The sequence below is a fragment of the Streptomyces sp. NPDC053069 genome (assembly GCF_044546895.1).
Taxonomy (GTDB): Bacteria; Actinomycetota; Actinomycetes; order Streptomycetales; family Streptomycetaceae; genus Streptomyces.
Genome location: NZ_JBITZN010000025.1, coordinates 1 through 26,161 on the forward strand (window position 1 = coordinate 1; position 26,161 = coordinate 26,161).

Below are 26,161 nucleotides of genomic sequence, written 5' to 3' on the forward strand. Positions count from 1 at the left end.
GGGTTGTGCACCTCGACACCGGCCGGGGGCGCGATGTCGGCGGCGGTGACCAGACCCGGACCCTGCTTGCGCAGGTACATCACGACCGGCTCGTCCTGCTCCGAGGAGACGACCAGCTGCTTGATGTTGAGGATCAGGTCGGTGACGTCCTCCTTGACGCCCGGCACGGTGGTGAACTCGTGCAGGACACCGTCGATGCGGATGCTGGTGACAGCAGCGCCGGGGATCGACGACAGGAGGGTGCGGCGCAGGGAGTTACCGAGGGTGTAGCCGAAGCCCGGCTCCAGCGGCTCGATCACGAACCGGGAACGGAACTCGTCGACGACCTCTTCGGTCAACGAAGGACGCTGAGCAATCAGCACGAGGTATTGCCTCCAGTATTCGGCGCCCGCTGTCTGACGCCATAGACACCCCAAGGGTACGGACCTTGCTACCTTCCGGGGCGCCGAACCGCCTGACCGCACCCACCCGCCAGCCGGTCGGCCGACACAAAGCGGTGCCACCAGGCTCACTGCTCCTGCGGGCGGGGCAAAGGGGCCCGACGTCACCATTAGCGACATGAACGGCCTGTTCGCACGGTTAGCCAGGGAGACCACCGGCATCCAGGACATCAAGCGCCTGGTCGACGTGCTGCCCTTCCTGGAGGCGTCGTGAGCGGGCGGGGGCGAAAGGCCGTCCTGCCGCCAGCCGACTTCGAGGCGCCCGAGGGGATAGCCGCAGACGGACAGCAGGTCACAGTGATCAAGCTACAGGCGCGTCTTCGACTTCACCATGATGCCGATCCCGGAACGTCGTACCGCTCCGCCCAGACGCCCGCTGACCCACAACCTCACGCAGCTGCCCCGGCCCCACACAAGGCCGGGCACATCCCCGCGTTGAGCGATCGATGCCAGACGTCTAAGACCCTTCAAGACGCGCTCAAGCGCCGCCGGCCCGCGGGCCCCACATCGGCTTGCCGCCCGGCAGGCCACGGTCCCCGTCCTGGCCCATCAGCATCAGGAACAGGCTCTTCATCGCGGCCAGCCCACGCGCCCGTCGGACCGCCGCCTCGTCCGCCTGCGCATAGCTGTCGAAGAACCGCGAGGCACCGCCCGCGGGAAGCAGCACCCAGGCGGCCGCAAGGTCCCAGGCCGGGTCGTCGGCGAAAACATCGCCGAAGTCGACCACGCCCGCCAGTGTCCCCTCCGCGACGACGACGTTCGCGGGATGCAGGTCGCCGTGAACCCACACCCGCGGGCCCTCCCACCCGGGAGCCGCGGCCGCGTCGTCCCACACGGCCCGGATGTCGTCCGCGGCGAAGTGGCCGAGGTCCACGGCCCGCAGGAAGCGTTCGAAGCCCTCCGTGCACTCCGTGGGGTGACCACCGCGGTCCGAGGCATCCGGTGCTTCGGCGGGCGCCTCCACATGCAGCGCCTTGAGGAAGGCCGCCAGGACGTCGGCCGCATGGTCGCCGCGGGTGATCGAGCCGTGGTCCAGCGGCGTGCCCTCAACCCATGTCATGACGGTCCAGATCTTGGGGAAGCGCTCGGACGGGGCACCGTCCCGCACCTGGACCGGGATCGGCAGCGCCAGGCGCGAGGCCAGGGTCGGAAGCCACCGGCGCTCCTTGAGTTGCAGATCCGGGTTGGTGTCCATCGGCTGCATCCGGACCGCCAACTCGTCCCCGAGGCGCCACATCCGGTTGCCCCAGCCGCCCGCCACCTCGCGGATGGGCAGCTCGGCCAAGTCCGGATGCTGGTCCCGCAGCAGGTCACGGACCAGACCCTCGCTGATCACAATCTCGGATTCGACCATGCGGAGTCACAGTACTTGGCGCACGCGCAGGCAGGGAACGAGCACGCCCGTACCCGCTCCCCCACAGGACAGCAGCCGTGATGATCAGCAACGCCTCCACCGGACGGAGCTTAGGATCATCAGCGCTCGGTCCACTCCGCCCGGACCAGGTCAGGGTTTCCACGTGCGCAGGAAAGCGGCGATCCGGGCAGCGGTGCAGCGCGGACTGTTCAACTCATGGGCGAGTGCGGTGAGCTGTTCGCGAGTGGGGCTGACCGGGATGTTGCTGGCCTCGAGATACATCACCGCGACCGCGCAAGCCACCGTCAGGTTGGAGCGCTCCAGCCAGCGGCAGCGGCCCAGAGTGTGCACCAGGGCGGCGGCACGGGCGTAAACGCCGTCGTAGACGGGTGTGTCAAGAAGTTCACCGCGATGGCGCGCGACCGCTGCGATGGGGACGCCGTAATCGTCGGCGGCCGGGTCGCGATGACCCGCCCGCTCCGCGACCTCGAGGATCCAGGACTCGTCGACGTGCAGAATCACGCGACGGCGCCCGGCTGGGGCCCGGCGTACGGGGCGTCGAGTTGCCGCTCCAGGTCGTCGAGGAAGGTGCCGTGCTCATCGATGAGCCGCTGGGCGGCGGCCATACCGGCAGCGCGGGCGCCGGTGGTGTCCTCGATGATGAGCCGCTCTACGTACTTGTTGAAGTCCAGTCGGCGAGCGGCCGCGGCCGCCTTGCCGGCCGCGAGCACGTCCTCCTCCAGCCGCACCTGTGTCTGCTTCTTCGTGGAAGTCACCCCCCTAAGGTAGCACGGTGGTAGCAGCCTCGGGTGGGCAATGGGACCAGTGCCCCATCGGCCCCGCACACGCCAGCAGCGGTGCTGCGCCGACCGCTCCAGCGTCAGCCATTCGCGATGGTGTAGGCGGCAAGGCACCGGCGTCGTAGACCCGCACATCACCTCGCCACGCCGTGGCTGAAGGCCTTCGCGCTGAGACCATCACCGCAGGCGCAGGGAGCACAGCGGAGCAGCCGGCGCCGCTCCACCTGGCTCGGGACCATCCCCGCGGGGTGCGGGGAGCACGCCAAGAGGCGCTGAAGCCCCAGTCGACGCCGGGAGCATCCCCGCGGACGCAGGGACCACGTTGTCGGTCATCGCCCGTCAGTAGTCGGGGGGACGGTACGACGGTCTCTGACACCGCAGACGAACACCCTGCTTTGACCCGACGAGACACGGCGATCAGGCTGGCAAAAGCCAGCAGCGCACCAGTTATCGACGACCGGCCAACGAAGCAGTCAGGTGGCGAGGAGGGAGTCGTCCTCGACACGGGCACCAGGCAGCCGGTGCCGGGCTGCGACGAGGGCCACGTCGATGTCGCTGGTACCAGTCGACACACACAGCGTGTAAGCAATGTCGTCCATCCGTCGCCGCACCTCCTCATGCCCCTCTTCCGCGTGCAGGACACGCAGCGTCTCGTACTGCTCGATCAAGTTCTTCAGCACGGCGGGGTGCGCCATGAGCATCACAAGCCTCCTTGCAACCACCAATCGCATGCGCCTTACACCGACCCATGTGCCCCGCCCCGCGGACGCCATTCCCGCGCTGTCCAACCACGCGGCTTGAGCTCCAAGCCGGCACAGACTCGACCGGCACGGTGCACCACCGGTCGGCTCCGCCGTGCTCCTCGACGACCCTGGGGATGACTCCGTCGTTCGGCCCATCAAGGGCACCGGATGCCACGCCGAAAAGGATCAAGCGGAGTCGCCCCAGCCTCGCGTTCCCGTACACCTCCGCGCCCCCGGCCGCCTCCCGTACGCCGGCCGCCAGGCCCGGAGGAGATCCCGCATGCGCGTCGTCCTGCCCCTGACCGCCGTCACCACCGCCGCGCTCCTGCTCGTCACGGTCACCGGCACGACTCCCGCCGCGGCAGACCGGAATCCCGACGGCACACCACTGGTCAGGGTGTCCCAGGGCGACCCGTACGCGAAGTGCACCATCGGCGCGAGGTCCCCCGACAGCGTCGTCTACCCGGGCACCGAGGTCGAGCCGTACCTGTCCGTCGATCCGCGCGACCCGACGCGCGTGGTTACCGTGTTCCAGCAGGACCGCTGGAACGACGGCGGCGCCCGTGGCCTGGTGGCCGGCTGGACCAGGGACGGCCGCACCTTCCACCGGAGCACGTTGCCGTTCAGCCTGTGCGCCCCCGGCGGCGCGGACTACGAACGGGCCACCGACCCCTGGGTGAGCACCGGACCGGACGGCACGGTCTACGCCGGCGGAGAGGGCGTCGACTTCACGAAGAGCACGCGCAGCGCCCTCCTGGCAGTCACGTCCCGTGACGGCGGCCGCACTTGGCAAAACCTCACGACCACGCACGTCGACGAGCAGCCGTTCTTCAACGACAAGCCCACACTCACCGCCGACCCGATCCGCAAGGGCACCGCCTACCAGGTCTGGAACCGCCTCGACAACGACCCACCCGGCCCCAGCTCCCTCGACGGTCCCGGCTACATCTCCCTCACCCGCGACGGCGGCCGCACCTGGAGCAAGGCCCGGCCGTTCGTCGAGACCAGCACCGTGCCCAACACCCAGACCATCGGGCATCAGATCGTCATCGACCGGCGCACCGGCACCCTGTACGACTTCTTCGACCGAATCACCTACTCCGACGACCTGAGCACCGTCGTCGAGGCCTGCTACGAGGTGGTTACCTCGACCGACGCCGGAGAGACCTGGAGCACCCCGGTCACCGTGGCCCGGGACACCTCCGTACCGGAGGTCGACCCGAACGACCCCACCAAACTGCTGCGCGACGGGACCACCGTGCCGAGCCCGGCCGTCGATCCCAGGACGGGCACGCTGTACATGGCCTACGAGGGCTCGGACTTCTCCGGCGGCAGGTTCGACTCCGTCCAGCTCGTGCGGTCCACCGACGGCGGACGCGCCTGGGGCACCCCGGAGCTGATCAGCCCCAAGGGCGTTCCGGCGTTCTCACCGTCGATCGCGGTCGACGAGCGGGGTACGGTCGCGCTCACTTACTACGACCTGCGCTTCCTCAGGCCCGGCGACACCACCACCCTGCCCACCGCCTACCAACTGGCCACGCTGCGGCACGGAAACCAGAAGCTCCGGACCGAACGACGGATCTCGCGGGTCTTCGACTGGCTGCAGGCACCGTTCGCCGGGGGCTTCTTCCTCGGCGACTACCAAGGCCTGGTGGCGGACGGCAAGGGAGTACGGGCGGTGCTCACCGAGACCCACTCCGGCGCACCGCAGAACCGTACGGACGTGTACACCACCGCTCTCCGCACCCGCTGACCGACGCGGACGACCACGTTGGGCGGGGTGGTCTCGTCGTTCCAGGGCCTGTCCGACGGGTCGCGTCACCGACCCCGCACCCGACCGCACTGTCACCCGAATGGCCCAACATGACATGCCACCCACATGGGTGAAGATCAAGCTGGCTAGTGCCCCAACCGAGGCAATCCGTGAAACCACATGCGCATTCGATGAATCCTCGCCGCCGTCTTCGCCACGGCAGCCCTCGCCGGACTCGGCCTCGCAGGCGCCGCCACCGCCACCGCCACCGCACAGGGTGCCCACTCCTACGTCACCCCTGGTGAGTGCAAGGCGGGCGGCGGAATGGCCGATCTGTCGGACAACACCTGTAAGGGCGGTACGCACGACGGGGAGCGGATCGACTGAACCCCACAAGGCGCCCCGCAGCCACGCGCCGCGGGGCGCTCCCGCGCGAGCGTAGCCGGGAGGGAGTCGCAGGCGGCACGGAATATGCCTCCCATCCGCGCCGAAAGCGCAGGTGGGATACGTGATCACGGAACCTACTTCTTCTTGCCTTGGGCCTTGCCGGGGGGCGTCCCCGTGCCCGAGATCGCGAAGAAGCTGGTCATCAAGACCGGGAAGAACGGGTCGCACGCGCGGATGTACGCCCGGGTGAGCTCCCAGGACGGCAGTTCCTTGCCGGACGCGGCCTGAGACAGCGCGCTCGCGGAGTAGTTCGCCAGCTTGGCCATGTCGCGGTAGCTGATGCCTTTCGCCGTGCGGCAGGAGCGCATCTTGTCGGCGAAGTTCCGCAACGGGAGCGGCGAGCTCTCGGGAATCGGGTTCTCAGGCCTGGCCATCGTCGCCCCCCTCCCGGGACTGCTCGATGGCTTCCTCCTTCGGTCCGGAGGAAGCGTCGCGCGGCAGCCCCGGGGCGACCGGCGGCGCTCACCTGCAGCCTCGCGGGACCATGCTCGGAGAGCATCTGATCCCGCCGTTCCGCCGGCACGTCGCCACCGCACTACTGCACATCCACAGGCAGAACACGTCGTCTCAACGTCCCACCGCAAGCGTCCATCCACGAGGGCCTGAGTCCCCCAACACTCCAGCTCTGCACCGCAGTCATGACACACCGCGGAGTACCTGACAGATTCGAAAACCGCCTGCTCCATCCCCACCCCCAACGGAAACGAGGTTAAACGACAAGCTCAGGCGGATCGCCGCGTACGGCTTGGCTGCGATGTCGGGCGTACTTCTGGTCGTAGCCGTACTTTCCTGGGACCGGCTGATCGACCTGGCCGCCCGCATCCCGCTGGTCCCGCTTGTGCTCGTCATCGCTTCCGCAGCCTGTGCGCTGGCAGCGGGCGAGCTGTACCGGCGTACGCGGCTGCGGGGGCCGCGACGCTTCGTCCCGCCTATCCGCTGGTGGTGGCCTTGATTATCTAGCGTTATCGGGGTCCGCCCAGGACAAGTGGGGACACGCGATCAGGCAGGTGAGGCATGTTGCCGGCAGGGGCTGGTGATGGGGTGTCCTGTACGACGCACGGCACACCCCAGCATGAGGCCGGGGTCCGTTGGGCTACGAGGTGAGCTGATTCAGGAGCCAGGTGACGGTGGCGCGGACGGTTCCGGAGACGATACCGCCGAGGGTGGCGCTAGCCAGGGCCAGGCGCTCGCGGCGTGTTAGGCGCGTGCGGGACATGGGTCCTCCACATGTTGTGGTCAGGGGGTGGGTCGCCGGTTGGCTCACTGTCCACGTTCGACCCCGCACGAAGATCAACTCTCAGTTGCGCCAAGACGCCAACCGGAGCTGCTGGTCGAGCTGTTCAGCCCATGCCGGGCGCGGGCGCCGGGGATGATGGTGCGATGAGTCGCGACACGGGTGGCGGTCCGGTGAAGCGGCCGCGGGCGCTGGAGCGGGCGCGGGTGGGATGGCCGAGCTCTCTGCAGGAGCTAAAGGATCTGCTGTACGAGGTGTACCTGGCGGCGGGCACGCCGAGCCTGGATGAGATCGCCGCGGACATCGCCAAGAACGACCGCCTGCCGGGTTCGCCGAGCCGGGATACCGTCCGTCGTTGCATCAGCGATCCGGTCCTTCCGCCCGGCCAGGCCGATGTGGTTGCTGTGTCCGTGGTGCTGGCCCGCCGTGCTGCGTGGGATCAGCGGGATCTGGCTGGGCGAGTGCGCGAGCTCTGGGTCGCGACACGGATGGCCAGGGGTGCGGGGCGACCGATCGGTGATTTCGACGACCGGCTAGTGCTGGATGATCTGGAGGTTCACCGGGCCCTTCACGCCGGTGACGGCCGCGAGCGGCTCGGTGCCCTGCCGGCTTACGTCCCACGGGAATTCGATGCACGTCTGGACGCAGTAGTCGCTACCGCGGCGGCAGGGAAGAGCGGCATCGCGGTCCTGGTCGGGGGATCGTCGACGGGCAAGACCCGCGCGCTGTGGGAAGCCGCCAGGAAGCTGCCGGACGCCTGGCGGCTGTGGCATCCCATTACCCCCACCCGCCCCGATGCGGTCTTGGCCGAACTGCCAGACATCGCCCCCAGGACCGTGGTGTGGCTGAACGAGGCCCAGCACTACCTGGGCCCGGACCCGATCGGGGAAGAGGTCGCCGCGGGCCTGCGGAACCTGCTGCGCGACCCGGCGCGAGGTCCCGTGCTGGTGCTGGCCACGCTGTGGCCCGGGCACTGGCAGAGTCTGACCACCCGCACCACCGTGGACCGGCATGCCCAGGCACGGGAACTGCTGAGCGGGTACAAGATCGACGTGCCGGAGGCGTTCACCCACGCCGACCTAGTCGCGCTCACGGAAACGGCCAGCACCGATTCCCGGCTCAAGGAGGCTGCCGAACACGCCCACGCCGCCCAGATCACCCAGTACTTGGCCGGCGTACCGGTCCTGACAGACCGCTACCGCACCGCCACGGGCGCCACCCGGGCCCTCATCCACGCGGCCATGGACGTCCGCCGGCTCGGCGCCGCGCCCTACATCTCGCTGGCCTGGCTGGCCGACGCCGCCCCCGGCTACCTCACCGAGGCCGAGTGGAACACCACTGAAAACGAGTGGCTGGCCCAGGCCCTCGACTACGTCACCCAAGGATGCAACGGCATCCCCGGCATTCTCACCCCCGTCAAGACCACCACCCCTCGCAATCCGCGCAACGGGCGCAACCGCCGCTCGGCGGACGTCTCTAGCCTTGCCGCCGGGCAGCCGGCCCGGGGCATGCCTGGGCCGCATTACCAGCTGGCCGACTACCTCGACCAGTACGGCCGCCTCCACCGCGCCGACCAGATCCCCCCGATCGACTTCTGGACCGCAGCAGCTAACCATGCCCACCCCGCCGACCTAACTGCGCTGAGTAACGCCGCTTCGCAACGCGGCTTGCACCGCGATGCCGCCCAGCTCCGCAAGCGCGCCACCCACAGTGACCCCCGGGCCGCAGCGCAGCTGCTGCGACAGCTCCACCGCTTGTGTCCTACCGACCGCCGCCCAGCCCAGTGGGTCGTGGACCATGTCTCCCTTGACGACGAGCCGGACAAGGTGGTGCAGCTGCTGACAGCGCTTCGGGACGTCGGGACCAGCCAGCAGTTCACCGACTTACTCGCCCGCGACCCGGCCGCCCACGTCACCGTGGACGACGCCTACGCAGTAGGTCGGCTGCTGAAGGCATTGTCGGAGGTCGCTGCCCATGAGCAGGCCGCCGCTCTAGCCGAACGTGCCGCACGCCAGGCCCCTCTCGACGACCCAAGCGGCGTGGCCTTTCTAATGGAGACGATGCGGGAGATCGGATGCCATGAACAGGTCGCTGTGATTTTGACAGGCGACCCGGCCGCCCACGTCACCGTGGACGACGCCTACGCAGTAGGTCGGCTGCTGAAGGCATTGTCGGAGGTCGCTGCCCATGAGCAGGCCGCCGCTCTAGCCGAACGTGCCGCACGCCAGGCCCCTCTCGACGACCGGCACGCTGCGATCCGGCTCCTGGAGAGCATGCGAGAGGTCGGAGCCTACGAGCAGGCCGCGGCTCTCGCAGAACGGGCCGCACGCTACGCCCCTCTCGACAGCAAAGGTGCCGCATCCTCCATGCTGAAGAGTCTGCAGAAGGCGGGGGCCTACAGGCAGGCTGCCAGGCTCGCCGAACGGGCCGCCGCCCAAGGCGACCTCGACAACCCGGCCGACGTCACCTGGTTGCTGGACAGGCTGCTGAGGTCCAAGTCCTATGAGCAGACCGCTGCGTTGCTGGCGCATGACCCGGCCGCCCACGTCACCCTCGACGATCACTATGCCTTGATCAAATTACTGAAAAAGCTTAGGGAAGCTGGGGCGCATGAACAGGCCGCAGCTCTCGAGGTACGGGTCGCCACCCACATCATCGTCGGCCGCACGCGCGCCTTGTCCCCACTGGAGGAGAGACTGAGGAAAAGTGGAGTCCTTGAGCAGGTCACCACGCTGTTGGCGCGTGACCCAGAACCTCACGTCGCCCTCCGCCACCCTTTCGCGATGCGCGACCTGCTAGAAGAGTTGGGAAAGCTTCAATATCACGAGCAAGTTGAGGCCCTCACCGACTGGGCTGTTTCCCACATCGACCTCGACAGGCCGAGCGCCGTAGCCTGGTTCCTGGTGCACCTGTGTGAGGTGGGGGCTCACGACCACGCCGTTGCCCTAGCCGAACGGGCCGCACGCCACCCCATCTCCGACGACTGGGAGGGCGTAGCCCGGCTGCTGAAACACATGTGGCATATCCAGGCACACGAGCAGGCCACCGCTCTTGCCCAGCGAGCCGCCGCCCACTTCGCCCTCCACCACCCGTATGACGTTTCCAGCCTCTTGGCGAGGCTATGGGAGACGGGATGCCGCGAACTAGCCGCCGCCGTCGCGACCGGGGCTACCGCCCATATCGCCGCCGACAGCACGGGCGCTGTGTCCAGCCTGCTGGGCCGAATGGCCCGTGTTGCTGCGCGAGAAGAAGCAGCAGCCCTCGCCGAGCGGACCACACCGTACGCCGGGCTCGAGGACCCGAGGGCCGTAAAATGGTTGCTTGAGAGACTTTCGGAGTCGGGCTACCACCAGCAGATGACCGTGTTATTGGCACGCGATCCGGCCTCACACGCTGCCCTTCATGACTCGCGTGGCGTCTACGAACTATGGGCGAAACTGCAAGAAGTCGGGGCCCATGAACAGGCCACCCGCCTGGCCGAGCGGCTCCCTGCCGCAGGACACTTCGACTTGTACATCCAAATGATCAACGACGCGCAGCGGTTCATGTACGGCCGTGAGCCAGATGGAAGCGCCGCCGCTCCATGGACCTGGGAGGACCTAGAGTGATCTGTTGGCGGCGTCCAGACGGGCGTCGAGGCTGTCGGGGGCGGCGGTCATCGGCCGTGCTGGTGGTCCAGGTCCAGGGCTCGGAGTCGGCGGCGGCGTTGGCGGCTGCGATGCCCAGCCGGGCGGCGGGTTCGCGGAACGGCTTCTTGAGGCGGCGGTGCGCGGCGACGCGGCGCAGCAGGACCGCCAGGAGCGCGGCCTGCCCGGCGTCGAAGGAGTGCTGGCGTTCGCCGGCGCCGCCCAGGAGGGCCGTGAGCGGCGGGTGGTCGACGGCGGGCAGGACGGTGCGGGCGTACTGGCCGAGGTCGCGCAGCTGGCGGACGGGGACGATGTCGACGCCCTCGAAGTCGCCGCCGTGGCTGACGGTGATGTGCGTGCTCATGGGCGGCTTCCCTTCGGTCAGAAGTGGATCTGTGCCAGGAGGTCGGCGATCCCGCGGGCGGCTGCGTTGATGGGCCCGGCGTCCTCGCGGACCAGGCCGCGCAGCCGGCCGTGCAACTCGGCGAGCAGCTGGTTAAGGCGCCATCGCCGCTGGAAGGCGTAGACGCGGTCCCACGCGGGGAAGTCCGCCGGCATCGCCCGCCACTTGATGCCGTTGTCCACCAGGTAGCGGACCGCGTCCAGCATCTGCCGGTGACAGTAGCCCTCCGGCTGCCCACCCCGTCCCTCCAGCCACAGCGGGACGGGCATCGCGTCCCGCATGACCGCCCACTCCGTGTCCGTCATGTCCGAGTCGTAGCGGCGCACGCGGTCCGGGCGGTCGCCCGCATTTCCGAACCGATGAGCGAGACAATCCACGACCGGGCAGCCGAGTTGGACTCCACCGGCATGACAGCGGAACACTGCGACACAAGGGCCTCCCGGGCTTCGGGCTTCGGGCTTCGGGCTTCGGGCTTCGGGCTTCGGGCTTCGGGCTTCGGCAACCCCGAGCTGAACAGGAAGCCCTGCTTTCATGCGCGCACCGGCCCGAGATCACCCGACCGAGGCCGGCGTCTTCGTCAGAACATGCCGTTCTGGTTCCGCGCCTCGTCGGGGATCTGCTGCATGACGTCCCAGTGTTCGGCGATCTGCCCGTCCTCCAGGCGGAAGATGTCGACGATCGCCGTTTCGGGGCCGCCCGGCACCCGGACGCCGTGGACGTGGGCGATCACGTGGTCGCCCTCGGCGAAGATTCGCCTCACCTCGGCGCGGAGGTGGGGGAAGTCCGCCTTGAGGGTCTCGACGAACTCCCGGAAGCCCTCCAGGCCGTCGGCGATTCGGGGATTGTGCTGTATGTAGCTGTGGCTGAGCAGCTTCGAGGCAGCGTCGTAGTCCTTGTTGTTGATCGCGGCCTGGTAGAAGGCCAGGACCGTCTGCTTGTTCTCTTCGAGTCGTGCGCTCGGCATGTCTCTCCCTATAAGTGAACAGCTGTAGCGCTACGACTGTAGGGCAACGGTCGTGCAGATACAATCAATCACCGTGGATGAGAAGTCACCGAGTGAGCGACAACGGCGCGGGCGCAATCCCCGGGGCCAGGGCGAACGTCTCCGTGAGGAGGTCGTCGCCGCTGCTCTCCGCATGCTCGACGAGCTCGGCGACGACCAGGCTCTGTCCCTGCGAGCCGTCGCCCGGGAGGTCAACGTCGCCGCAACGTCGGTATACCTCCACTTCCCCGACCGTGACGCGCTCGTCCTGGCCGCGCTGGAGCGGTGCCACCAGGACCTGATGATCGCCGTGCAGCAGGCTGAGCTCGCCGAGAGCGACCCGGTCGCCCAACTGCGCGCCAGAACCCTCGTACTCGGAGCCTGGGCACATGACCACCCTGGGCTCTACAAGGTGCTGCACGAGAGCACCCTCAACCAGCGCGCGGACATGCGCTTTAAGGAAGAGCTCGGGCGCACGACCACGGCCGCGGTCCAGAGATGCATGGACGCCGGCCTGGCTCCCGCGGACGACGCATCCACCGTGGCCCTCGACCTGCGCGCCGCCGTACACGGCGCGGTCTCCATGCGGGTCAACCAGTCCGACCAGCACTGGCCCCCGCTGGAGGACCAGGTCGATCGCTTCCTTCGCAAGCTCGTGGGCACATCACCCGTCCCAACTCCCGAAGATTGAGGCCGGGAGTAGTCTTCTGCCCCAGGCCTGCGGTGTTCGAGCTGCGAAAGCGCCGAGCTGACAGGAACGCATGCGCGCCACAGCCGGAGATCACCCGTCCGGGCCGCCTCAATCGAACCGATGCCCACCATGATCGGTACGACAACGGCTTCTCAACCCAGCGGAACGGGCGCCTGGGCTGGCGCTTCGGGTTATCCTCGTCCAACGGAGTTCCTTTCGTTTGGTAGGCGTGCTGGAACACCGCGCAAGGAGCCCTCCCAACTCAGAGGCTTGAGAAACTTCCGTTGGGGATGCAGGGCTCCTTTTGCGTGGAGCAGCGGTCTAGGGATAGGCGATCGGACAGACGGCCACCGAAGTCGTCTGCCTCGTGAGCCTGTTTACTTTTGTTGACTCTGATTGACTCTTTGCCAGGAACCCGCTGTTCAGCGGGACTTGCCACTGGGTCTGTGAATTACGGCCCGCTTGCCTGGTGTTAAAGTGCGCGGTTCCGAATGGCGCAGACTCGTGCCAGGGCCGCACGGCCGGTGCAGCGGGCCCGCTTGCCGGCTGCCACGCTGCAACTGAAGTTGAACTCGTGATGTGGGCCTGGTGGGGTCCAGTTGCGCTGCTCGGCTCTATTGGGCTGGGCACCATTGGTAGATCACGAGAAACCGTCTCCACGACATCGTTGGGCCAGGTCTGGCGGACCCGCTCCAACGTCTGGCCCGCGAGGTCCCTCACTGCCTCTTCCTCGGGCACCACGGAGGCACTGCCATCCCTGACCCGCCGGTCTGGATGTTTTGCCTCGGCGTCCACTGCCTTCTGACACAGTGTCGGAGGACGGTGGGACAGCCGGGGAGGCTCCAGCGACGCGTTCGTCAGTTGAGGTGAGCCCCGCTGGAACTGTAGACCCGGGCCGGGAAGATCCTGGAGGCCGGAATGATGTGGTGGGCGGCCGGTCTGTGGGGGGCCGGTGGTGCGGGGATCAAGGAGGCGGCGGACTACAGCCGTGCCCTGCGTCGTCACGGCGTGCCGCCTTGGAAGGTTCCGCCTCCCCACCCGCTGCCTGGCCCGGCAGCCCGACCCGCTGGGCAGCGTGCGGCTCCGCAGCCGAAGGCCGGCTATTACGTGGCCGACGTACTCTTTCAGGTCGGCGTCGGCTTCCTGGTCGACGCGGCGGTCGGCCTGGGTCTGGAGGCGCGCTATCAATGGGCCGCCGTGGTCTTCCTGGTGATCGGAGCCGGCGGTGTACTGGCTCTGCAGCGCGCCACAGCCCTGGTCAAACTCGTCAGTGGCCCCCTTCTCGCGACGCTGGCCGCAGCCGCAGCACCCACGACGCCGCACGAGGACGGGCCGGACGTCGGCGTACCGAGGGTGCCTGTGACTGCCCAGCAGCCTTCGGTCCGACCACACGAGCCTGTTCGGTTGCCGCAGCAGGCCGCTCTGTCCCGAGAGATCGAAGGTGACGTCGATGCGCGCGGATAGCGTCCTTGGGCAGTTCGTCGCAGTGCTCTCTCGGCGCTCCCGCGCCTTCACGGCACCCACTCCGCCCTGCCCCGGCAACGGCGGCCTGCGTGCGGACAGCGTGCTGGGCCGGTTCGTGGCTGTGGTTTCCCGGCGCACCCCCGCCTTCACCGATCAGCCCGATCCGGCAGTCGGCGAGAAGTCCGCTGCTGTAGCCGACGGTGCATCACCACAGATCCGTCAGCTACCTGACCAGTCGACGGCCAGCGACACGGCCGTAGTCGCCGGAGGGCCGGACAGCCTCCAAGCCGTGCCCTGGCACGGCCAGGCTGGGCAGGCACCCACCGCCGACCGGTCCGGCAGTGCCCAGATGCCTGGGCAACAGGCGACCAACCGTGCAGTTGCAGTCGTATCGGACGACCGCCAGGCTGTGGCCGCGCGCAGCACCGTCGTTGCCCAGGGCCTCGGCGAAGCGGAGCGCAACCCGCAGGCAGCGAGCACTGACCGGACCCGCAATGTCTTGGTCGTGCACGGCCGGGACGAGGAGGTCCGACACGCGATGTTCTCGTTGCTGCGCAGCCTCGGTCTGAGCCCACTGGAGTGGGAGGACCTGGTCAGGGCGAGCGGCAAGGCGTCCCCCCTCCTGGGCGAGGTGGTCGCCAACGCCCCCTCCCGGGCACAGGCGGCCCTGGTCCTGCTCACCCCGGACGACACGGCCACACTGCACCCCCAGCTGCACGGCGAGAACGAACCGGACTACGAGACACAGCCGACCGGTCAGCCGCGGCAGAACGTGCTGATCGAGCTGGGCATGGTGCTGATGGCCTACCCGCAGCGAACCCTGGTCGTCGAGGTCGGCCGTCTTCGCCAGGGTGCCGATACGGTCGGCCTCAACGTTGTCAGGTTCGACGGTACGTCAGCCTCGGTCGCGAAGATCATCAAGCGGCTCAAGCAGGCTGGCTGCCAGGTCGATGACACCGGCTCGGTATGGCAGGACACACAGCTCTTCCAGCATTTATCCGCTTCCTGGCGGGAGACCTAAAGGGTGTTGCACAAGGCCTGGTGGTGGGCATTTTGCCTGTATGGGTGGGGCGTTGAGGGCTGATCCGGTGTGGATGGAGACGTTCACCGGGTTGCGGATGGTGCGGTTCGAGAAGCTGCTGAGGGTGGTGCGGGAGCGGGGTGGAAATGGCCCCGGTGGGGGTCGGCCGTGGTGCCTTCCGCTGGCCGAGCAGGTGCTGCTGGTGGCCGTGTACTACCGCACGAACCTCACCATGCGGCAGCTCGCGCCGCTCTTTGGCTGCTCACCCACCACCGTCTGTCGGGTCATCCAGCGCCTGCGACCGCTGCTTGCGCTGGAGCCGGCGCCCAGCCCCGTGCCGGGCGCCGACCGGTTATGGATCGTGGACGGCACTTTGATCCCGGTCCGTGACCGGCAGGTCGCAGCCTCCTCGCGTAACTACCGGTTTCGGCGAATGCGCAGGTTGTCGTCGATGCCGACACCCGCCTGGTGGTGGCCTCGGCCCGGCCGGCACCCGGGAACAAGGCAGACGCACACGTCTGGCGCGAGTCGGACCTGCCTGCGGTGGCGGCAGGCACGACGGTGATCGCGGCCGGCGCCCACCTGGGCCCCGGCCTGATCGTTCCGCACCGCAGACGAGCCGGGCGCCCCCTCCTGCGCGGCCAGGAGGAAGACAACGCCGAACACCGTCGCGTGCGGGCCCGCGTCGAGCACACCAGCGCCCGGATGAAGAACTGGAAGATCCTCCGCGACCGCCGCCAAAGGGGCGACGGCCTCCACCACGCCGTCCAAGCGGTCGCCACCATGCACAACCTCGCCATGGCAGGGTGAAACAGCAGGGTCAGCCATCACCCAGACACGCCGCCACCAGGCCTTGTGCAACACCTTTGTGACAGCTCCACCACACCGGAGGTCTTCGCCATGATCAAGGCCCGCGGCTGTCAACAACGCTCGTGATCAATACACCTGGCCGCCTGCTGGATCCGCATACTTGCGCCGGGGCATCGCCGACTGCGTCCATCCACGGGCGGGTCACTCGGGTGGGTCGGCGCGTGTTTGGAGCTGCTGCCAGCAGTGGTGGACGTGCTGTTCAGCCTCTCGCACGGCGCAGGAGGCGGCATCCGAGAGCGCGGCCACGGTCTCGTCGGCGCGGGGTGCGGTGTGACCGCGCACCGGGTGGGCCAGACGGGCGACACGTCCTCGGCCGCCCTGGTGGAGGACGACTGCCCGGGCGACCAGGATCGTGGCGATGACTGCTGCAGCGGTCATCGCGACAGCTGCGTGCTGATCGGACATGGCTGTGAAGGGTCCTTCGTAGGGGTATTGGCCAGGGCGATGGGAGGGCTGGTATTCGTGTCCTACCGGCCCTCCCGCCTCCTCATGCGCGTCAGCCGGGCCAGGTTCCGGTCAGGCGGCGGACGACGGTGGCGCCGGCGCGGTCGACGGCCGCTTTGACTCCGGCGAAGATCGCACCTTGCAGCGTGGCGGCGAGCAGTACCTCGCGCCAGGAGCGCTCTTCGTCGGTGGCGTCCGGGGCGTCCTCGTCGTGACCGAGCATCTTCCATGTCTGTTTGAACAGCGCTCCCGCGGCCATGCCGCTGACGGCGCCGAGCGCGAGACCGACCGGCTTGTAGGCGATCTTCGAAGCCTTCACCCGGTTCACCCCTTCCGGCGGCAGGCCAGCCACACCACGACGGCCACACCCGCTGCCGCCAGCAGCACCTTGCGGTTGTCACGCGCCAGCTGCGCTCCCTGTGCGGTCTTCTCCCTTACCGGCTCGGGCGCCTTCTCCTGCCACAGCCGACCGGCCTGAGCGGCCGTGGCCCGGGCCTGCCCGGCAGCCTGGGCGGCCTTGTCCTTGACCGGATCGGGCAGCCGGTCCTGCGCCTGGTGGGCCAGGTCGGCGGCCTTCGCCTTCAGTTCCCCGGCCTTCAGGGCGGCTTGTTCCTTCAGCTCGCCGGCCTTCTCCTGGGCGCGCGCCTTGACGTCGGTCTTCGCTGCGAGCGCCTCGACCGTCTCCCCGAGCTCGGTACGGGTCTGCTCGACCTGCTCGCGCAGTTCCTCGGGGCTGGAGGCGGTGGGTTCGTCGTGAGGCGGGTGGGTCATCGGTGTGCGCTCTCCTTGGTCTCGGCCACGTCGGCTTTCACGTTCTCGACCGTCTGCACGGGCGTGGGCGGCGCGGCCTGGTCGACCTGCTTCTTTCCGCTCAGGGCCATCACCGCGGCGATCACACCCAGCACCGCTGTGACGATCAGCCCGGCCGCCCACACCGGAGACGCCACCGCCAGTGCGGCGATCACCGTGGCGACCAGCGCCTGCGCCATCAGGAAGCCGACAACGCCGGCGCCGCCAAACAGGCCGCCGCCCTTGCCGTAGCGCTTGCCCTTCTCCTTCATCTCCGCCTGCGCCAGGCGCAGTTCGCCGCGCACCAGCTCGGTCAGCTGCTGCGAGGCCCGCTGCACCAGCTCGCCCACCGGCTCCTGGCCCAAGCGATCCGCGCTGGGGGCGGACCCGGCATGGTGCGGCTGCGTGCTCGACACCACGGCCACCTCCTGTCCCTCTCAAGTTCCTGCAGGCCGCGCTGCGTCATGCGCCCGACCATCCGATGAGGGCGCGAGTACCCCGAGCAGGCGAGTTCAGGACGGGCTCATGACCGATGTGTCTGCCTGCTCTCGCCAGTCCGCCCAGCTCTCGAGCAGGCCGTACGGGAGACCGCAGCGGCGGCCCTGGAACGCGATCCGGCCCCCTGCGAGCAGCACGCGCTCGACACGGTTCAGCATGTCTTGCGATAGGGCACGTCAGGCAGGTAGGTGTGCCAGTCGGCCGGGGACAGCGGTCCCCCGGCACGTCGGCACACCGCACGGGCCGCATGGTCAGGGTCTATGTCGTACTTCTGCCAGGTCACGTGCCGACCGGCGGCGTACAGCGTGCCGCCGTCTTGGCTGAAGGCGAGTGAGAGTATCGCGTCACCGGGAGTGGGCAGTGTGCCGAGTTCCCGCTGCGAAGTGACGTCCCACAGGGCCAGGGTGCCGTGGGATCCGCCGACGGCGACGGTGGATCCGTCCGGGGAGAAGGCGGCGGATGTCATCTCTTCCGCGTCGCCCGGCACCTCTTTCGAGAACCCGTTCAACAGGACACCCAGGGGCGCCCTCAGTTTTTTGTCCCAGAGTGTTGCCGCGTAGGTGTCCACGATGGCGACGCGGCTGCCGTCCTGGGTGGATGCGATGACGCACGACGTGCATTGCGTCAATCCGGTCGGATGTGGACTTCGGTGGGACAAGGGGATCAGGACTCCCGTGTTCGTGACGACGCTATGGCCGTCACCCGTGACGGGATAAGGGGAGACGCCCACGCTCCCCTTCGGAGCCTGGGCGCTGTAGTCGACAGTGCGCAGCTTCCTGCCGGACCGGGTGTCCCACAGGGTGATGAGGTTGCGCGTGTCATCCTGGGTGATCAGCGTACGGCCGTCGGCGGTCAGCAGCGTCGCCGCGAAACCGGAGGTGCCGCCCGCCGGAATCACGCGTTTGAGCAGTCGACCGCTGCGTGTATCCCATACCGGTACTCCCTTCGGACAGCCCTCACTTTCGTTCTGGCTCGGGTCGTAGGCCAAGCGCTGCCCATCAGCACTGAGTGAAAGGCGCTTGTCGCTGTCGAATGACAGCCGTGCCGGCGGCCGCGGCAGAGCTATGGCATGCTCGGCTGTGCCATCGTGTCCGTCGAGCACTGAGAGTGTGGCCTGGCGGTGGGTGCTGCGGAGGTCCACCAGCACGCTGCTGTCCGCGCTGAAAGCCGCCTCCATGATCGGCTGTGACCGCCAGGCAGCGTCGAGGGACCGGCCGAGATCCAGGGTGCGCACGACCTCTCCGCCTGTGGCACCGGCCGCCGTGTAGCGAATCACGTTGGCCTTCACATCGATGCGCAGGTCATCGGGGCTGCCCATGGTCAACGGGTAGCGGAATACCGGCGCCTCCGGTCGATCGAGGCGCCAAACCGAGATGTCTCCATTGCCCATGCCGGCCACGAATTTTCCGTCGGGCGTGAAGTCGAACTGGGCAGGAGACACCTGATCGATTCGGGGCAGTTCCTTGCCGTCGGACAGCCGTACGCGCCGGAGTCCGTGCTCGTCCTGCAGGCCCAGTGTCCGGCCGTCGGGCGTGAAGAGCAGGCCACTCTCCAGCTGGCAGCGCGGGCTCGCCTGCCAGCTACTGTCTGCACGCCGCTTGGTCCGCGTATCCCATACGGTGAGGCCGTGGCCCGTGCACAACGCCACACGGCGGCCGTCCGCGCTGACATCACCGTTCCCCAGGGCCTCCTTTTCGCGTAGTGACGCGGTGAAGAGACGGCGCCGGGTATGCGCGCTCCACACTTCCAGCCGGTTTCGCACCGTGAAAACGATCCAGTCACCTCGGGTGCTCAGATGGAAGTTGTACTGGGCGCCCGTCGGCAGACCCCCAGCCGGTCCGAAGGCGGGGCCACGAAAACGCTCGGCCCGGATGTCCCACAGGCGGACCGTCATGTTGAACCCCGAGCCGGCCACGATCACAGCCCGGCCGTCGGAAGTGACCTCCGTGACCCTCTCCTGTGGGCCAGGGGGAAGCCGATACGTGTGCATCCTGCGACGGGTGACCACATTCCACTGAATGATCTCTGCATCACCGACGCTGGTCAGCATGCGCCCGTCCGTGTCCAGGTAGGCGTCGGCGCTGGTCTGATCCGGCGCCTCGAACGGCTCCTGTTCCCGTTGCACCATGGCGCCCAGCAGAGCCGCCCGCGTCTCCGGCGTGCGCCTCAGACGCCAGGCGACCTCGCTCAGCCGCAGGGCCACCAACGGGTTGGCGGCCCGCAGGCCTTCGGCCACCGTGGCGGCCCGGCGAGCCGCCGCGTCGACACGCTGATGATCGCTGGCCGCGTTCTGCTGCCAGGCGATGACGCCGGCCAGCGGGAGGAGGACCGCCAGCACGGACAGCGACACGGCGAAGGCCCGCTGGCGCCGCGCGGTGCGTGTGGCCCCGCGCCGCTCCCGGTCACGCAAGGCCGTACTCGCGGCCAGGAAGGTGCGCTCGAGAGCTGTCAGGGCCGCTGCCTGCCGACACGCGGGAAATGCTTCCTCCGCTGCGGCCAGTCGGGTGTCCCGGTACAGCGCTCCCGGGTCACGGCCCAGCTGATGCCAGACATTTGCGTCCTCGGTCAAGCGGCGATGCAGACGTAGCAGGTCACGGCTCTCCTCAATCCAGTTGTGCAGTCGCGGCCACGCACTGATGAGGGTCTCGTGGGCGAGAGCCACCGTGCCGTCGTCGACGGTCAGCAGCCGAGCACGGGTCAGCAGTTCCAGTGCGGCGTCGACATCGGCAGCGCTGCCGAAACTCAGCTCATCACGACGGACGGGGCGGCGTGTGTCCTGCGCGCCGTCTCCCGGGGCGATCAGCCGCAAGAGGATGTGTTTACCCGCTTCTGCCTGATCAGCCGTCAGGCGGCCTCAGCGGTGCGGGCGATGGCCCCCTGCAGACCGCCCGCCGCCACATACGCCTCCATCGTGAGGGAACGGCCCGCGCGCCGGCGCCAGGTCTCCAACAGCGCATGTGACATCAGCGGCAGCGCGCCGGGCTCGTCCTCGACCTCGTCCAGGATGCGGGCCGTCAGGGCGCGCTCGACGTTCAGCCCAGCGGCCTGCGCGGGTTTGACGATGGCCTCGCGCAGTTCTTCCCGGCTCATCGGGCCGGCCAGCACGGTCGCGTCCTGCAGCGCGGCAGTCAGCCGAGGATGTGCGGCGCAGCGGCCGAGAAAGTCGGCGCGCACCGAGATCACAATCCGCAGCCGGCTCGCCGGGTCGGTGGCGGACAGCAGGTGGTTGATGAACTGGTCGCGTTCACCGGCGTCGGTGCACAGGGTATACAGCTCTTCGAACTGGTCCACGATCAGCCACGTGTCTGCCTCGTCGTCGGCCGGCAGCAAGCGCGAGGCGTGAGTACGCAACGGATGCGCGCCGGGCGTGAGCACCCGTACGGCAGCAGGCCGGGGTCCGGAGGAACCGGGGGTGCGCAGGCGGGGCATGAGACCGGCCCGCAGCAGGGAGGACTTGCCACTGCCCGAGGGGCCGAAGACCGCGGTGAAGCGGCGGGAGCGGGTCTGCAGGTGAAGGCGCTCGGTGAGTTCGTCACGGCCGAAGAACAGGTGAGCGTCGTCCGGTTCGAAGCGGGCCAGGCCGCGGTAGGGCGGCTCCACGTCCTCGTCCTCGGCCCGGGGTGCAGCCGCTGTTTCGGCGGCCGCTTGGCGCCAGCGTTCCTGCCACTCCTGCGGATCGCCCCCGCAAGCGCGGACGTAGGCGAGGACCACCGGCAGCGTAGGGAGTCGCTCACCGCCGGCCGCCTGCGACAGGGTGCTCGCCCCCTGACCGGCTCGCTGCGCCATCGACCGGTACGTCGGACTGCCCGCCTGGGCCCGCAGCCTGCGTAACTCGGCAGCGAACCGCGCAACCGGCCCCGCACTCGGATCGAGTGGGCTCTCAGGACGTCCTGCCATCGACGGCTCACCCCTCTACCCGCCGCCTCCCCCGTGGATGCGGCGCGATCATCCGGACGCTACGCACGCCCAGGGAGAAGAGCAAACGACAGGTGCCTTCTGTGGTCAGTGTCGTGCGCCATGCCCGTGACCTGCAATGCGGCCATTGATCAGAGTGGCAAGACCGGCTGCCCATTCAATCCCCAGCCTGTTGAACTCGATGACGTGACGCAAGGAGCACCGGCAGAGGCCCTCATTCCGAGCCTCGTCCGGTGACTCTCGCACTACATCGAGAAAGGAGACGAGATGCGCGTACTCAGGTCGACAACCACCGACGCGGCCGGGTAGAGGCTTGGTGGGCGAGCCCGATTCTTGCGTGCAGGCATCTGTCGGCCTCGCGCCGTTTTGCCTTCCGCGCCACATCCAGGGACGCCAGGTGCACCAACGTCATCGCGGGTCTGCCTTCGCACCGCCGTACACCCTGCGACACATCGTCAACAGGGCTGGACAGGTGGCGCGGAACCGACCGCCGCCACACCTCGCTCGCCAGCGCCCCCGGGCAGACAACCGGTCGTGGCCCATGACGGATCTGGGCTCTCTGCAAGCGATGAGCCCACAGCTGCAGGGCGGGCCACCCCCGTGGGACTGCCCCGCCCCGACGCGTCCCGCCAGTCAATCAAGATCAGAAGAGGAGGGAACCGGATAATGCAGGTACACAAGCGCCTCACGCTCACCGCGACGGCAATCACCATGACTGCCGGCCTGGCTGCGGCTGTCCCCGCTCAAGCGGACCAGCCGGCCGCCTCGCGGTCCGCCGCCGAATTCAGTGTGCAGGACTTCAACGCCAAGGCGGCTGCTGCCCCGAAGTACCAGATCATGCTCGCTGCCGGTGAGGCGGGTTCATGCCTGGACGATGCACTTGGGGCAAGCCGTGTCTGGACCGCCGACTGTAACTACTTCCGCCACGATGGGTGGCGCTCGACCAACGCCACGGTCGTGGGTGGCTACACCTACTGGAAACTTCGGAGCCAAGACGGAAGGTGCCTTGGTGTTGCCGGAGCGAGCACCAAGAGCGGCGCTGCGCTGGCAGTAGGAAACTGCACGTCGACGAAGGACCACTCACAGCTGTGGCGAGCAAGCTCAGTAAGCGGAACCAGGTACCTCCTGGTGAATGCTCACTCGGGTAAGTGCGCCGGCACGAAGGGAAGCCAAACCTACATCGGTGTACAGGTCGTTCAAGGAAACTGTTACAAGGGCCCCGGGAGCACGCAGATCTGGTACTCACGTAAGAGTCGGTAAGGTTCCGCGATCGGTGCCTGGCCTGTCTCGCTTCGGCCACGGCCGAGTGCTGATGATCAGAGTACATCTGGCCGAGGCCTTCGGCGGTGATGGCGCGGAGCTGGTCCTCCGTGGCGCCGGCCTGCTGGGCGTCGAGAGGAACCAGGACTTCCTCCTCATGTGCGGCGGCTCTATGCGCCACTGTCAGATCAAGCCGCAAGCGGGCGGACAACACGACAAGTGCTTGTCCGTGAAGGGTGGAGGGACGGCCAACAACACCCCTCTGATCCTGTGGCGGTGCAACGGGGCCCGGGATCAGAAGTTCACCTTCCGCTGACTGGCGCTCTCTTGGCCTGGCGAACTGGCCGGTGCAGGGGACCGGCCATCGCGTCAGACCCCAGGCTCAACGTGTGGGGGATCACCGGTCCGAGCTCGTCGGCGCAGACGACAGTCGCGGCTTCGGGCGCAGGTGCAGAGCTCGGTGATTGGTGTTAGCCACCGTCAGTCACCTCGGCCACCGAGGAGCAGACACACCAGCATGGTCGCGACGATCGCCGAACGGCCATGGTCCCGACAGACGCCGTGCCGTGGCGAGGGTGTGGCCGGCTGCATGGGCCCGGTCAATGGCCGGGTGGCCGAAAGCGGCGTAGAACACCGCGCCGATCACCGCGACGCCGAGCGCGGCGCCGATCTGCGGGGCCGTCGACAGCACGCCGGAGGCGATGCCCACGTCACCGAGTTCGATCCGCACCAGGACGACGTTCACCGCGGGGGTGATGAGCAGGCAGCCGCAACCGACAGACGTATCGAGATGCAGTGACGGCGCCTCTACCAAGTCGCCGCCCACACCGTCTCCCCGTCTGCGGGAGCCCGGGATCTCACGCAGATCCCGGGCCCCTCGGGCACTGCGGCCGCTTCTCGGGGCAGACGCCAGTGCCCTGCGTCGTGTCGGCTTTGACCTGGGTGGCCTCTTCGCTCTACGGCGGAGGCGCCGACGGTCGCACGTCGGCCCGCCCAGTGTCGTCCCACGCCAGCCTCCGAGGCACGTCACCACTGCTCACGCCACGAAAATAGGGAGCCCGATCGTGAACCCGCGTAAACAAGACAGCGAGGTGCCGGACTTCGAGGAGTACGTCCGTTCACGGCACGACGCTCTGCTGCGCAGCGCTCGCCGCCTGGTCCCCGATCCGCTCGAGGCCCAGGATCTGCTGCAGACCGCGCTCGAGCGCACCTATCGTCATGATCAACACCCGCACCGAGTGGTGGCGGACCCGGAAACTCCAGGACTCCCCACCGAGCAGCACGCCGACCGCCAGTGGCTGATGGACCTCATGAAGACGCTGGCGCCCCAGCAGCGCAGCGTCGTCGTATTACGGCACTCGGAGCAGATGTCCACCGACGAGACGGCCACCGCCCTCGGCATGGCGCCCGGAACGGTCAAGAGCACACTGCACCGAGCACTCGCCCAGCTCCGTCAGGAGTTGCACGACAGGCTGCGGATAGCTCGTCCCCTCGTCCATGCGCGGGCGCTTCTGTCCCAACAAAGGGAGCAACGAGATGAATCTCGTCAGCGGCCTTGCCAGCAAGCCGGCTTCCGGCGCCCGGTGGCCACGGCTACCGCAACCGGCGCGCTGGTAGTGGCAGCCGTCGTTTTGGCGGTAACGCCCGCTTTCGCCAAGGGCAGTGTCGGTCTGACCGTCTCACCGGGCACCGTGCATGTCGGCCACATCATCCGTGTCAAGGGCCATGGTGACAGCGACGGGGTGCGGTACGCGCAGTTCTGCGCGCAGGAACACGCGGGCACACGCGGCGCATGGCACACCGTCGCATGCGGCCGGATCGTAGACAGCGCGGTCCAAGAGGAGGCCACGATGGACGTGAAGATCAGGGTTCACCACCGCGGCGACGTTCAGTTCCGCGGCGTGCTCTACGACGTAGACGGACCACACGGCGGCCACCGCTACGCGGACCTCACGACCCCGCCCAGAACCGTCCACATACGCTGATCCGGGCACCGCAGCTACGCGGTCCCGACCCAGGTGCGGTGTGTGTAGCCACTGCCTTCAGAGGTCCTATGCCGCGCGAGCCGCCGCGCCCCGAGCTGGACCCGAACCCCGTCGGGAAGGCGGCGCCAGCCCGCCCGGCCCCTTTCTACCCAGCGCACAGAACACCCGGTAGGGCCGGGAGCCTCGACGCGCACAGCAACCGCGGCGGCAACAGCAACGGCGCGTCTCGCTCCACCCGGAAGTCCGCCAGCTCGGGAGCGGCGAAGATCCGGGGGTGGCGGTCATGTAGAGGCGGCGGTCCGCGTGAATGCGCTTGGCGTCGTTGACGATCGCCCACTTCTCGTCGGCCCGGCCTGCGATCCGGTGCGCCTCATCCATGACCGCAAGGTCGAACGGCAGGACCGCGTACCCCGTCTTCTGAGTTTCCTCGATCTTGTTCATGGAGTCGTAGGTGCAGATCACCGTCAACGGCCGAATCTGATCCTCTGCGCTCCCCCACCGCCGACATCAGCCCGCCCAGCGCATGCGGGCTGGTGGTCGACATGATCCTGGCGGCCACCAGTTCGTCGCGGCCGGCCACATCCATCGAGGACACGATCACCATGTGCTCGCCGTGGCCATCCCGGCGCCAGGCCAGCGCGCTCTGCGCCGCCAGATCCAGCGTGGGCACCACGAACAGCACCAGCCGCACGCCGAGCCCATCGGCCACCCGGATCGACACCAGTGTCTTGCCGGTGCCCGTCGCCGACACGAACAGCCCACGACCCCGAACAGCAACAGCAGCTCGCCGACATCGGCCTCACCAGCGAACGCGCCCGCGCTCTGGCACCACCACCGAAACCTCCCCAACCAGCCCGCCCAGCACGGCAACCTCACCGCAGCCGACTACCGCACCGAACACGACGGCTTCCCCCTGGGATGGTGGCTGTACAAACCGCGCCGAGCCGCCCACGCCCCGGACACCGATCAGAACAAACGAACCGCGACACCCGGCTCCAGGCCGCGCAGCTGTTGGGTGCTGAGGGCCGCTCGGACGAGGTCCGCGGGGCCCGGCTCGCCGCGCTCCAGACGGCCCTGGTGAAGGCGTCGGCGGAGGAGAACTTCCGGCGCACGCTCGTCTTCCACCACGTCGTCAAGGAAGCCGAGGCGTTCGTGGCCGGCCTCCCCGATGTCGCCGCGCAACTGCACGCCGCGGACGCGGAGCTGTACCCCGAGGTGATCTGGGCGGACTGGCTGTGCGGCGAGCACAAGCCGAACCACCGGCGGCGGGTTCTCGGGGAGTTCGTGGCCGGGATCGCCGCGGACGGCACGGTCGTGGAGAAGGGCTTCCCACTCCTGCCCGGCAGCTGCTGAAGTTCTCCACGCCGCGCGACCGCGCAGCTGGCGGCGTTCATCAACCTGCGGGTCCTCAGTCCCGAGCACGAGCACTGGCTGCGCGGCAT

General features: G+C 68.4%; 23 protein-coding genes and 5 pseudogenes. 10 read left to right on the top strand and 18 right to left on the bottom strand.

Going from position 1 to position 26,161, the window contains the following annotated elements; genetic code table 11:
- The 5 genes and pseudogenes from ACIGXP_RS38310 to ACIGXP_RS38330 all read right to left on the bottom strand — a co-directional run.
- A pseudogene (locus ACIGXP_RS38310) lies at window positions 1–362 on the bottom strand (DNA-directed RNA polymerase subunit alpha); the annotation flags it as partial.
- A 537-nt stretch (window positions 363–899) separates the two neighbouring features.
- Window positions 900–1,794, bottom strand: a pseudogene (locus tag ACIGXP_RS38315) (aminoglycoside phosphotransferase family protein); the annotation flags it as partial.
- A 150-nt stretch (window positions 1,795–1,944) separates the two neighbouring features.
- On the bottom strand, window positions 1,945–2,316 hold the full coding sequence (locus ACIGXP_RS38320) for a fic family toxin-antitoxin system, toxin component (protein WP_399776379.1): 372 nt from the start codon (window positions 2,314–2,316) through the stop codon (window positions 1,945–1,947).
- The gene (locus ACIGXP_RS38325) at window positions 2,313–2,570 is read right to left on the bottom strand and encodes a hypothetical protein (protein WP_399776381.1); all 258 of its coding nucleotides are present in this window, start codon (window positions 2,568–2,570) and stop codon (window positions 2,313–2,315) included. Before ACIGXP_RS38325 ends, ACIGXP_RS38320 begins: the two co-directional genes overlap by 4 nt.
- 497 nt (window positions 2,571–3,067) lie before the next feature.
- Complete coding sequence (locus tag ACIGXP_RS38330; RefSeq protein ID WP_399776383.1) at window positions 3,068–3,295, bottom strand: DUF5133 domain-containing protein; 228 nt, start codon at window positions 3,293–3,295, stop codon at window positions 3,068–3,070.
- 322 nt (window positions 3,296–3,617) lie between these two features.
- Here ACIGXP_RS38330 and ACIGXP_RS38335 point away from each other — a divergent pair, with 322 nt between their 5' ends.
- Window positions 3,618–5,090: a sialidase family protein gene (locus tag ACIGXP_RS38335; RefSeq protein WP_399776385.1), complete on the top strand. Its 1,473-nt coding sequence runs from the start codon at window positions 3,618–3,620 to the stop codon at window positions 5,088–5,090.
- 521 nt (window positions 5,091–5,611) lie between these two features.
- On the opposite strand, the gene ACIGXP_RS38340 is transcribed toward ACIGXP_RS38335, so the two are convergent.
- Window positions 5,612–5,911, bottom strand: a complete 300-nt coding sequence (locus ACIGXP_RS38340) for a helix-turn-helix domain-containing protein (RefSeq protein WP_399776387.1) — start codon at window positions 5,909–5,911, stop codon at window positions 5,612–5,614.
- Window positions 5,912–6,291: 380 nt separating this feature from the next.
- Here ACIGXP_RS38340 and ACIGXP_RS38345 point away from each other — a divergent pair, with 380 nt between their 5' ends.
- Window positions 6,292–6,489, top strand: a complete 198-nt coding sequence (locus tag ACIGXP_RS38345) for a hypothetical protein (protein ID WP_399776389.1) — start codon at window positions 6,292–6,294, stop codon at window positions 6,487–6,489.
- A gap of 428 nt (window positions 6,490–6,917) precedes the next feature.
- Entirely contained in the window at window positions 6,918–10,379 is a 3,462-nt protein-coding gene (locus tag ACIGXP_RS38350) for a hypothetical protein (protein WP_399776391.1), read from the top strand.
- Here ACIGXP_RS38350 and ACIGXP_RS38355 read toward each other — a convergent pair.
- The 3 genes from ACIGXP_RS38355 to ACIGXP_RS38365 all read right to left on the bottom strand — a co-directional run bounded on the left by ACIGXP_RS38355 (window position 10,315) and on the right by ACIGXP_RS38365 (window position 11,764).
- Window positions 10,315–10,761, bottom strand: a complete 447-nt coding sequence (locus ACIGXP_RS38355; protein ID WP_399776393.1) for a hypothetical protein — start codon at window positions 10,759–10,761, stop codon at window positions 10,315–10,317. The genes ACIGXP_RS38350 and ACIGXP_RS38355 overlap by 65 nt on opposite strands.
- Window positions 10,762–10,778: 17 nt before the next feature.
- Window positions 10,779–11,105 (bottom strand): transposase, encoded by a 327-nt coding sequence (locus tag ACIGXP_RS38360; RefSeq protein WP_399776395.1) that lies wholly within the window; start codon window positions 11,103–11,105, stop codon window positions 10,779–10,781.
- Window positions 11,106–11,377: 272 nt separating this feature from the next.
- Entirely contained in the window at window positions 11,378–11,764 is a 387-nt protein-coding gene (locus tag ACIGXP_RS38365; protein WP_399776399.1) for an ester cyclase, read from the bottom strand.
- Between the two features lie 73 nt (window positions 11,765–11,837).
- Here ACIGXP_RS38365 and ACIGXP_RS38370 point away from each other — a divergent pair, with 73 nt between their 5' ends.
- The 4 genes and pseudogenes from ACIGXP_RS38370 (at window position 11,838) to ACIGXP_RS38385 (ending at window position 15,768) form a co-directional block, all read left to right on the top strand.
- On the top strand, window positions 11,838–12,473 hold the full coding sequence (locus tag ACIGXP_RS38370) for a TetR/AcrR family transcriptional regulator (RefSeq protein WP_399776402.1): 636 nt from the start codon (window positions 11,838–11,840) through the stop codon (window positions 12,471–12,473).
- Between the two features lie 1,107 nt (window positions 12,474–13,580).
- Window positions 13,581–13,937: a hypothetical protein gene (locus tag ACIGXP_RS38375; RefSeq protein ID WP_399776404.1), complete on the top strand. Its 357-nt coding sequence runs from the start codon at window positions 13,581–13,583 to the stop codon at window positions 13,935–13,937.
- Window positions 13,924–14,958 (top strand): TIR domain-containing protein, encoded by a 1,035-nt coding sequence (locus ACIGXP_RS38380; protein WP_399776407.1) that lies wholly within the window; start codon window positions 13,924–13,926, stop codon window positions 14,956–14,958. Before ACIGXP_RS38375 ends, ACIGXP_RS38380 begins: the two co-directional genes overlap by 14 nt.
- A gap of 40 nt (window positions 14,959–14,998) precedes the next feature.
- Window positions 14,999–15,768: pseudogene (locus ACIGXP_RS38385) on the top strand (transposase family protein).
- Between the two features lie 201 nt (window positions 15,769–15,969).
- On the opposite strand, the gene ACIGXP_RS38390 reads toward ACIGXP_RS38385, so the two are convergent.
- From ACIGXP_RS38390 to ACIGXP_RS38415, 6 genes and pseudogenes are all read right to left on the bottom strand, one after another.
- On the bottom strand, window positions 15,970–16,206 hold the full coding sequence (locus ACIGXP_RS38390; protein WP_399776409.1) for a hypothetical protein: 237 nt from the start codon (window positions 16,204–16,206) through the stop codon (window positions 15,970–15,972).
- Window positions 16,207–16,324: 118 nt separating this feature from the next.
- Window positions 16,325–16,591 (bottom strand): DUF4235 domain-containing protein, encoded by a 267-nt coding sequence (locus tag ACIGXP_RS38395; RefSeq protein ID WP_399776411.1) that lies wholly within the window; start codon window positions 16,589–16,591, stop codon window positions 16,325–16,327.
- 5 nt (window positions 16,592–16,596) lie between these two features.
- Window positions 16,597–17,043, bottom strand: a complete 447-nt coding sequence (locus ACIGXP_RS38400) for a DUF3618 domain-containing protein (RefSeq protein ID WP_399776413.1) — start codon at window positions 17,041–17,043, stop codon at window positions 16,597–16,599.
- A complete protein-coding gene (locus tag ACIGXP_RS38405) occupies window positions 17,040–17,411 on the bottom strand; it encodes a phage holin family protein (RefSeq protein WP_399776536.1) in 372 nt (123 codons plus the stop codon). The genes ACIGXP_RS38400 and ACIGXP_RS38405 overlap by 4 nt, the downstream gene beginning before the upstream one ends.
- A 299-nt stretch (window positions 17,412–17,710) precedes the next feature.
- Window positions 17,711–19,687: a WD40 repeat domain-containing protein gene (locus ACIGXP_RS38410; RefSeq protein WP_399776538.1), complete on the bottom strand. Its 1,977-nt coding sequence runs from the start codon at window positions 19,685–19,687 to the stop codon at window positions 17,711–17,713.
- A 456-nt stretch (window positions 19,688–20,143) separates the two neighbouring features.
- Window positions 20,144–21,456, bottom strand: a pseudogene (locus ACIGXP_RS38415) (helix-turn-helix domain-containing protein); the annotation flags it as partial.
- A gap of 855 nt (window positions 21,457–22,311) precedes the next feature.
- Between ACIGXP_RS38415 and ACIGXP_RS38420 the strand changes: the two are divergent.
- Window positions 22,312–22,734 carry an RICIN domain-containing protein gene (locus ACIGXP_RS38420; protein ID WP_399776541.1) on the top strand — a complete coding sequence of 141 codons (423 nt, stop codon included), beginning with the start codon at window positions 22,312–22,314 and terminating at the stop codon, window positions 22,732–22,734.
- A gap of 484 nt (window positions 22,735–23,218) precedes the next feature.
- Here ACIGXP_RS38420 and ACIGXP_RS38425 read toward each other — a convergent pair whose 3' ends face one another.
- On the bottom strand, window positions 23,219–23,560 hold the full coding sequence (locus tag ACIGXP_RS38425) for a hypothetical protein (protein WP_399776415.1): 342 nt from the start codon (window positions 23,558–23,560) through the stop codon (window positions 23,219–23,221).
- A 238-nt stretch (window positions 23,561–23,798) separates the two neighbouring features.
- Here ACIGXP_RS38425 and ACIGXP_RS38430 point away from each other — a divergent pair.
- Window positions 23,799–24,263: pseudogene (locus ACIGXP_RS38430) on the top strand (sigma-70 family RNA polymerase sigma factor); the annotation flags it as partial.
- A gap of 522 nt (window positions 24,264–24,785) precedes the next feature.
- Here ACIGXP_RS38430 and ACIGXP_RS38435 read toward each other — a convergent pair.
- Together ACIGXP_RS38435 and ACIGXP_RS38440 are read right to left on the bottom strand one after the other, a co-directional pair.
- Window positions 24,786–25,160 carry a DEAD/DEAH box helicase family protein gene (locus ACIGXP_RS38435; protein ID WP_399776544.1) on the bottom strand — a complete coding sequence of 125 codons (375 nt, stop codon included), beginning with the start codon at window positions 25,158–25,160 and terminating at the stop codon, window positions 24,786–24,788.
- Entirely contained in the window at window positions 25,090–25,476 is a 387-nt protein-coding gene (locus tag ACIGXP_RS38440) for a DEAD/DEAH box helicase family protein (protein WP_399776547.1), read from the bottom strand. Before ACIGXP_RS38440 ends, ACIGXP_RS38435 begins: the two co-directional genes overlap by 71 nt.
- Window positions 25,477–25,730: 254 nt before the next feature.
- Between ACIGXP_RS38440 and ACIGXP_RS38445 the strand changes: the two genes are divergently transcribed.
- Window positions 25,731–26,072: a hypothetical protein gene (locus ACIGXP_RS38445; RefSeq protein ID WP_399776416.1), complete on the top strand. Its 342-nt coding sequence runs from the start codon at window positions 25,731–25,733 to the stop codon at window positions 26,070–26,072.
- Window positions 26,073–26,161 lie beyond the last annotated feature (89 nt).

Excerpts from the sequence above, each read along its gene's own strand:
- ACIGXP_RS38335 (WP_399776385.1), top strand. The coding sequence starts at position 3,618 with ATGCGCGTCGTCCTGCCCCTGACCGCCGTCACCACCGCCGCGCTCCTG.
- ACIGXP_RS38360 (WP_399776395.1), bottom strand. The coding sequence starts at position 11,105 with ATGACGGACACGGAGTGGGCGGTCATGCGGGACGCGATGCCCGTCCCG.
- ACIGXP_RS38355 (WP_399776393.1), bottom strand. The coding sequence starts at position 10,761 with ATGAGCACGCACATCACCGTCAGCCACGGCGGCGACTTCGAGGGCGTC.
- ACIGXP_RS38410 (WP_399776538.1), bottom strand. The coding sequence starts at position 19,687 with ATGGTGCAACGGGAACAGGAGCCGTTCGAGGCGCCGGATCAGACCAGC.
- ACIGXP_RS38435 (WP_399776544.1), bottom strand. The coding sequence starts at position 25,160 with ATGAACAAGATCGAGGAAACTCAGAAGACGGGGTACGCGGTCCTGCCG.
- ACIGXP_RS38400 (WP_399776413.1), bottom strand. The coding sequence starts at position 17,043 with ATGACCCACCCGCCTCACGACGAACCCACCGCCTCCAGCCCCGAGGAA.
- ACIGXP_RS38330 (WP_399776383.1), bottom strand. The coding sequence starts at position 3,295 with ATGCTCATGGCGCACCCCGCCGTGCTGAAGAACTTGATCGAGCAGTAC.
- ACIGXP_RS38390 (WP_399776409.1), bottom strand. The coding sequence starts at position 16,206 with ATGACCGCTGCAGCAGTCATCGCCACGATCCTGGTCGCCCGGGCAGTC.
- ACIGXP_RS38365 (WP_399776399.1), bottom strand. The coding sequence starts at position 11,764 with ATGCCGAGCGCACGACTCGAAGAGAACAAGCAGACGGTCCTGGCCTTC.
- ACIGXP_RS38340 (WP_399776387.1), bottom strand. The coding sequence starts at position 5,911 with ATGGCCAGGCCTGAGAACCCGATTCCCGAGAGCTCGCCGCTCCCGTTG.
- ACIGXP_RS38350 (WP_399776391.1), top strand. The coding sequence starts at position 6,918 with ATGAGTCGCGACACGGGTGGCGGTCCGGTGAAGCGGCCGCGGGCGCTG.
- ACIGXP_RS38420 (WP_399776541.1), top strand. The coding sequence starts at position 22,312 with ATGCTCGCTGCCGGTGAGGCGGGTTCATGCCTGGACGATGCACTTGGG.
- ACIGXP_RS38345 (WP_399776389.1), top strand. The coding sequence starts at position 6,292 with ATGTCGGGCGTACTTCTGGTCGTAGCCGTACTTTCCTGGGACCGGCTG.
- ACIGXP_RS38380 (WP_399776407.1), top strand. The coding sequence starts at position 13,924 with ATGCGCGCGGATAGCGTCCTTGGGCAGTTCGTCGCAGTGCTCTCTCGG.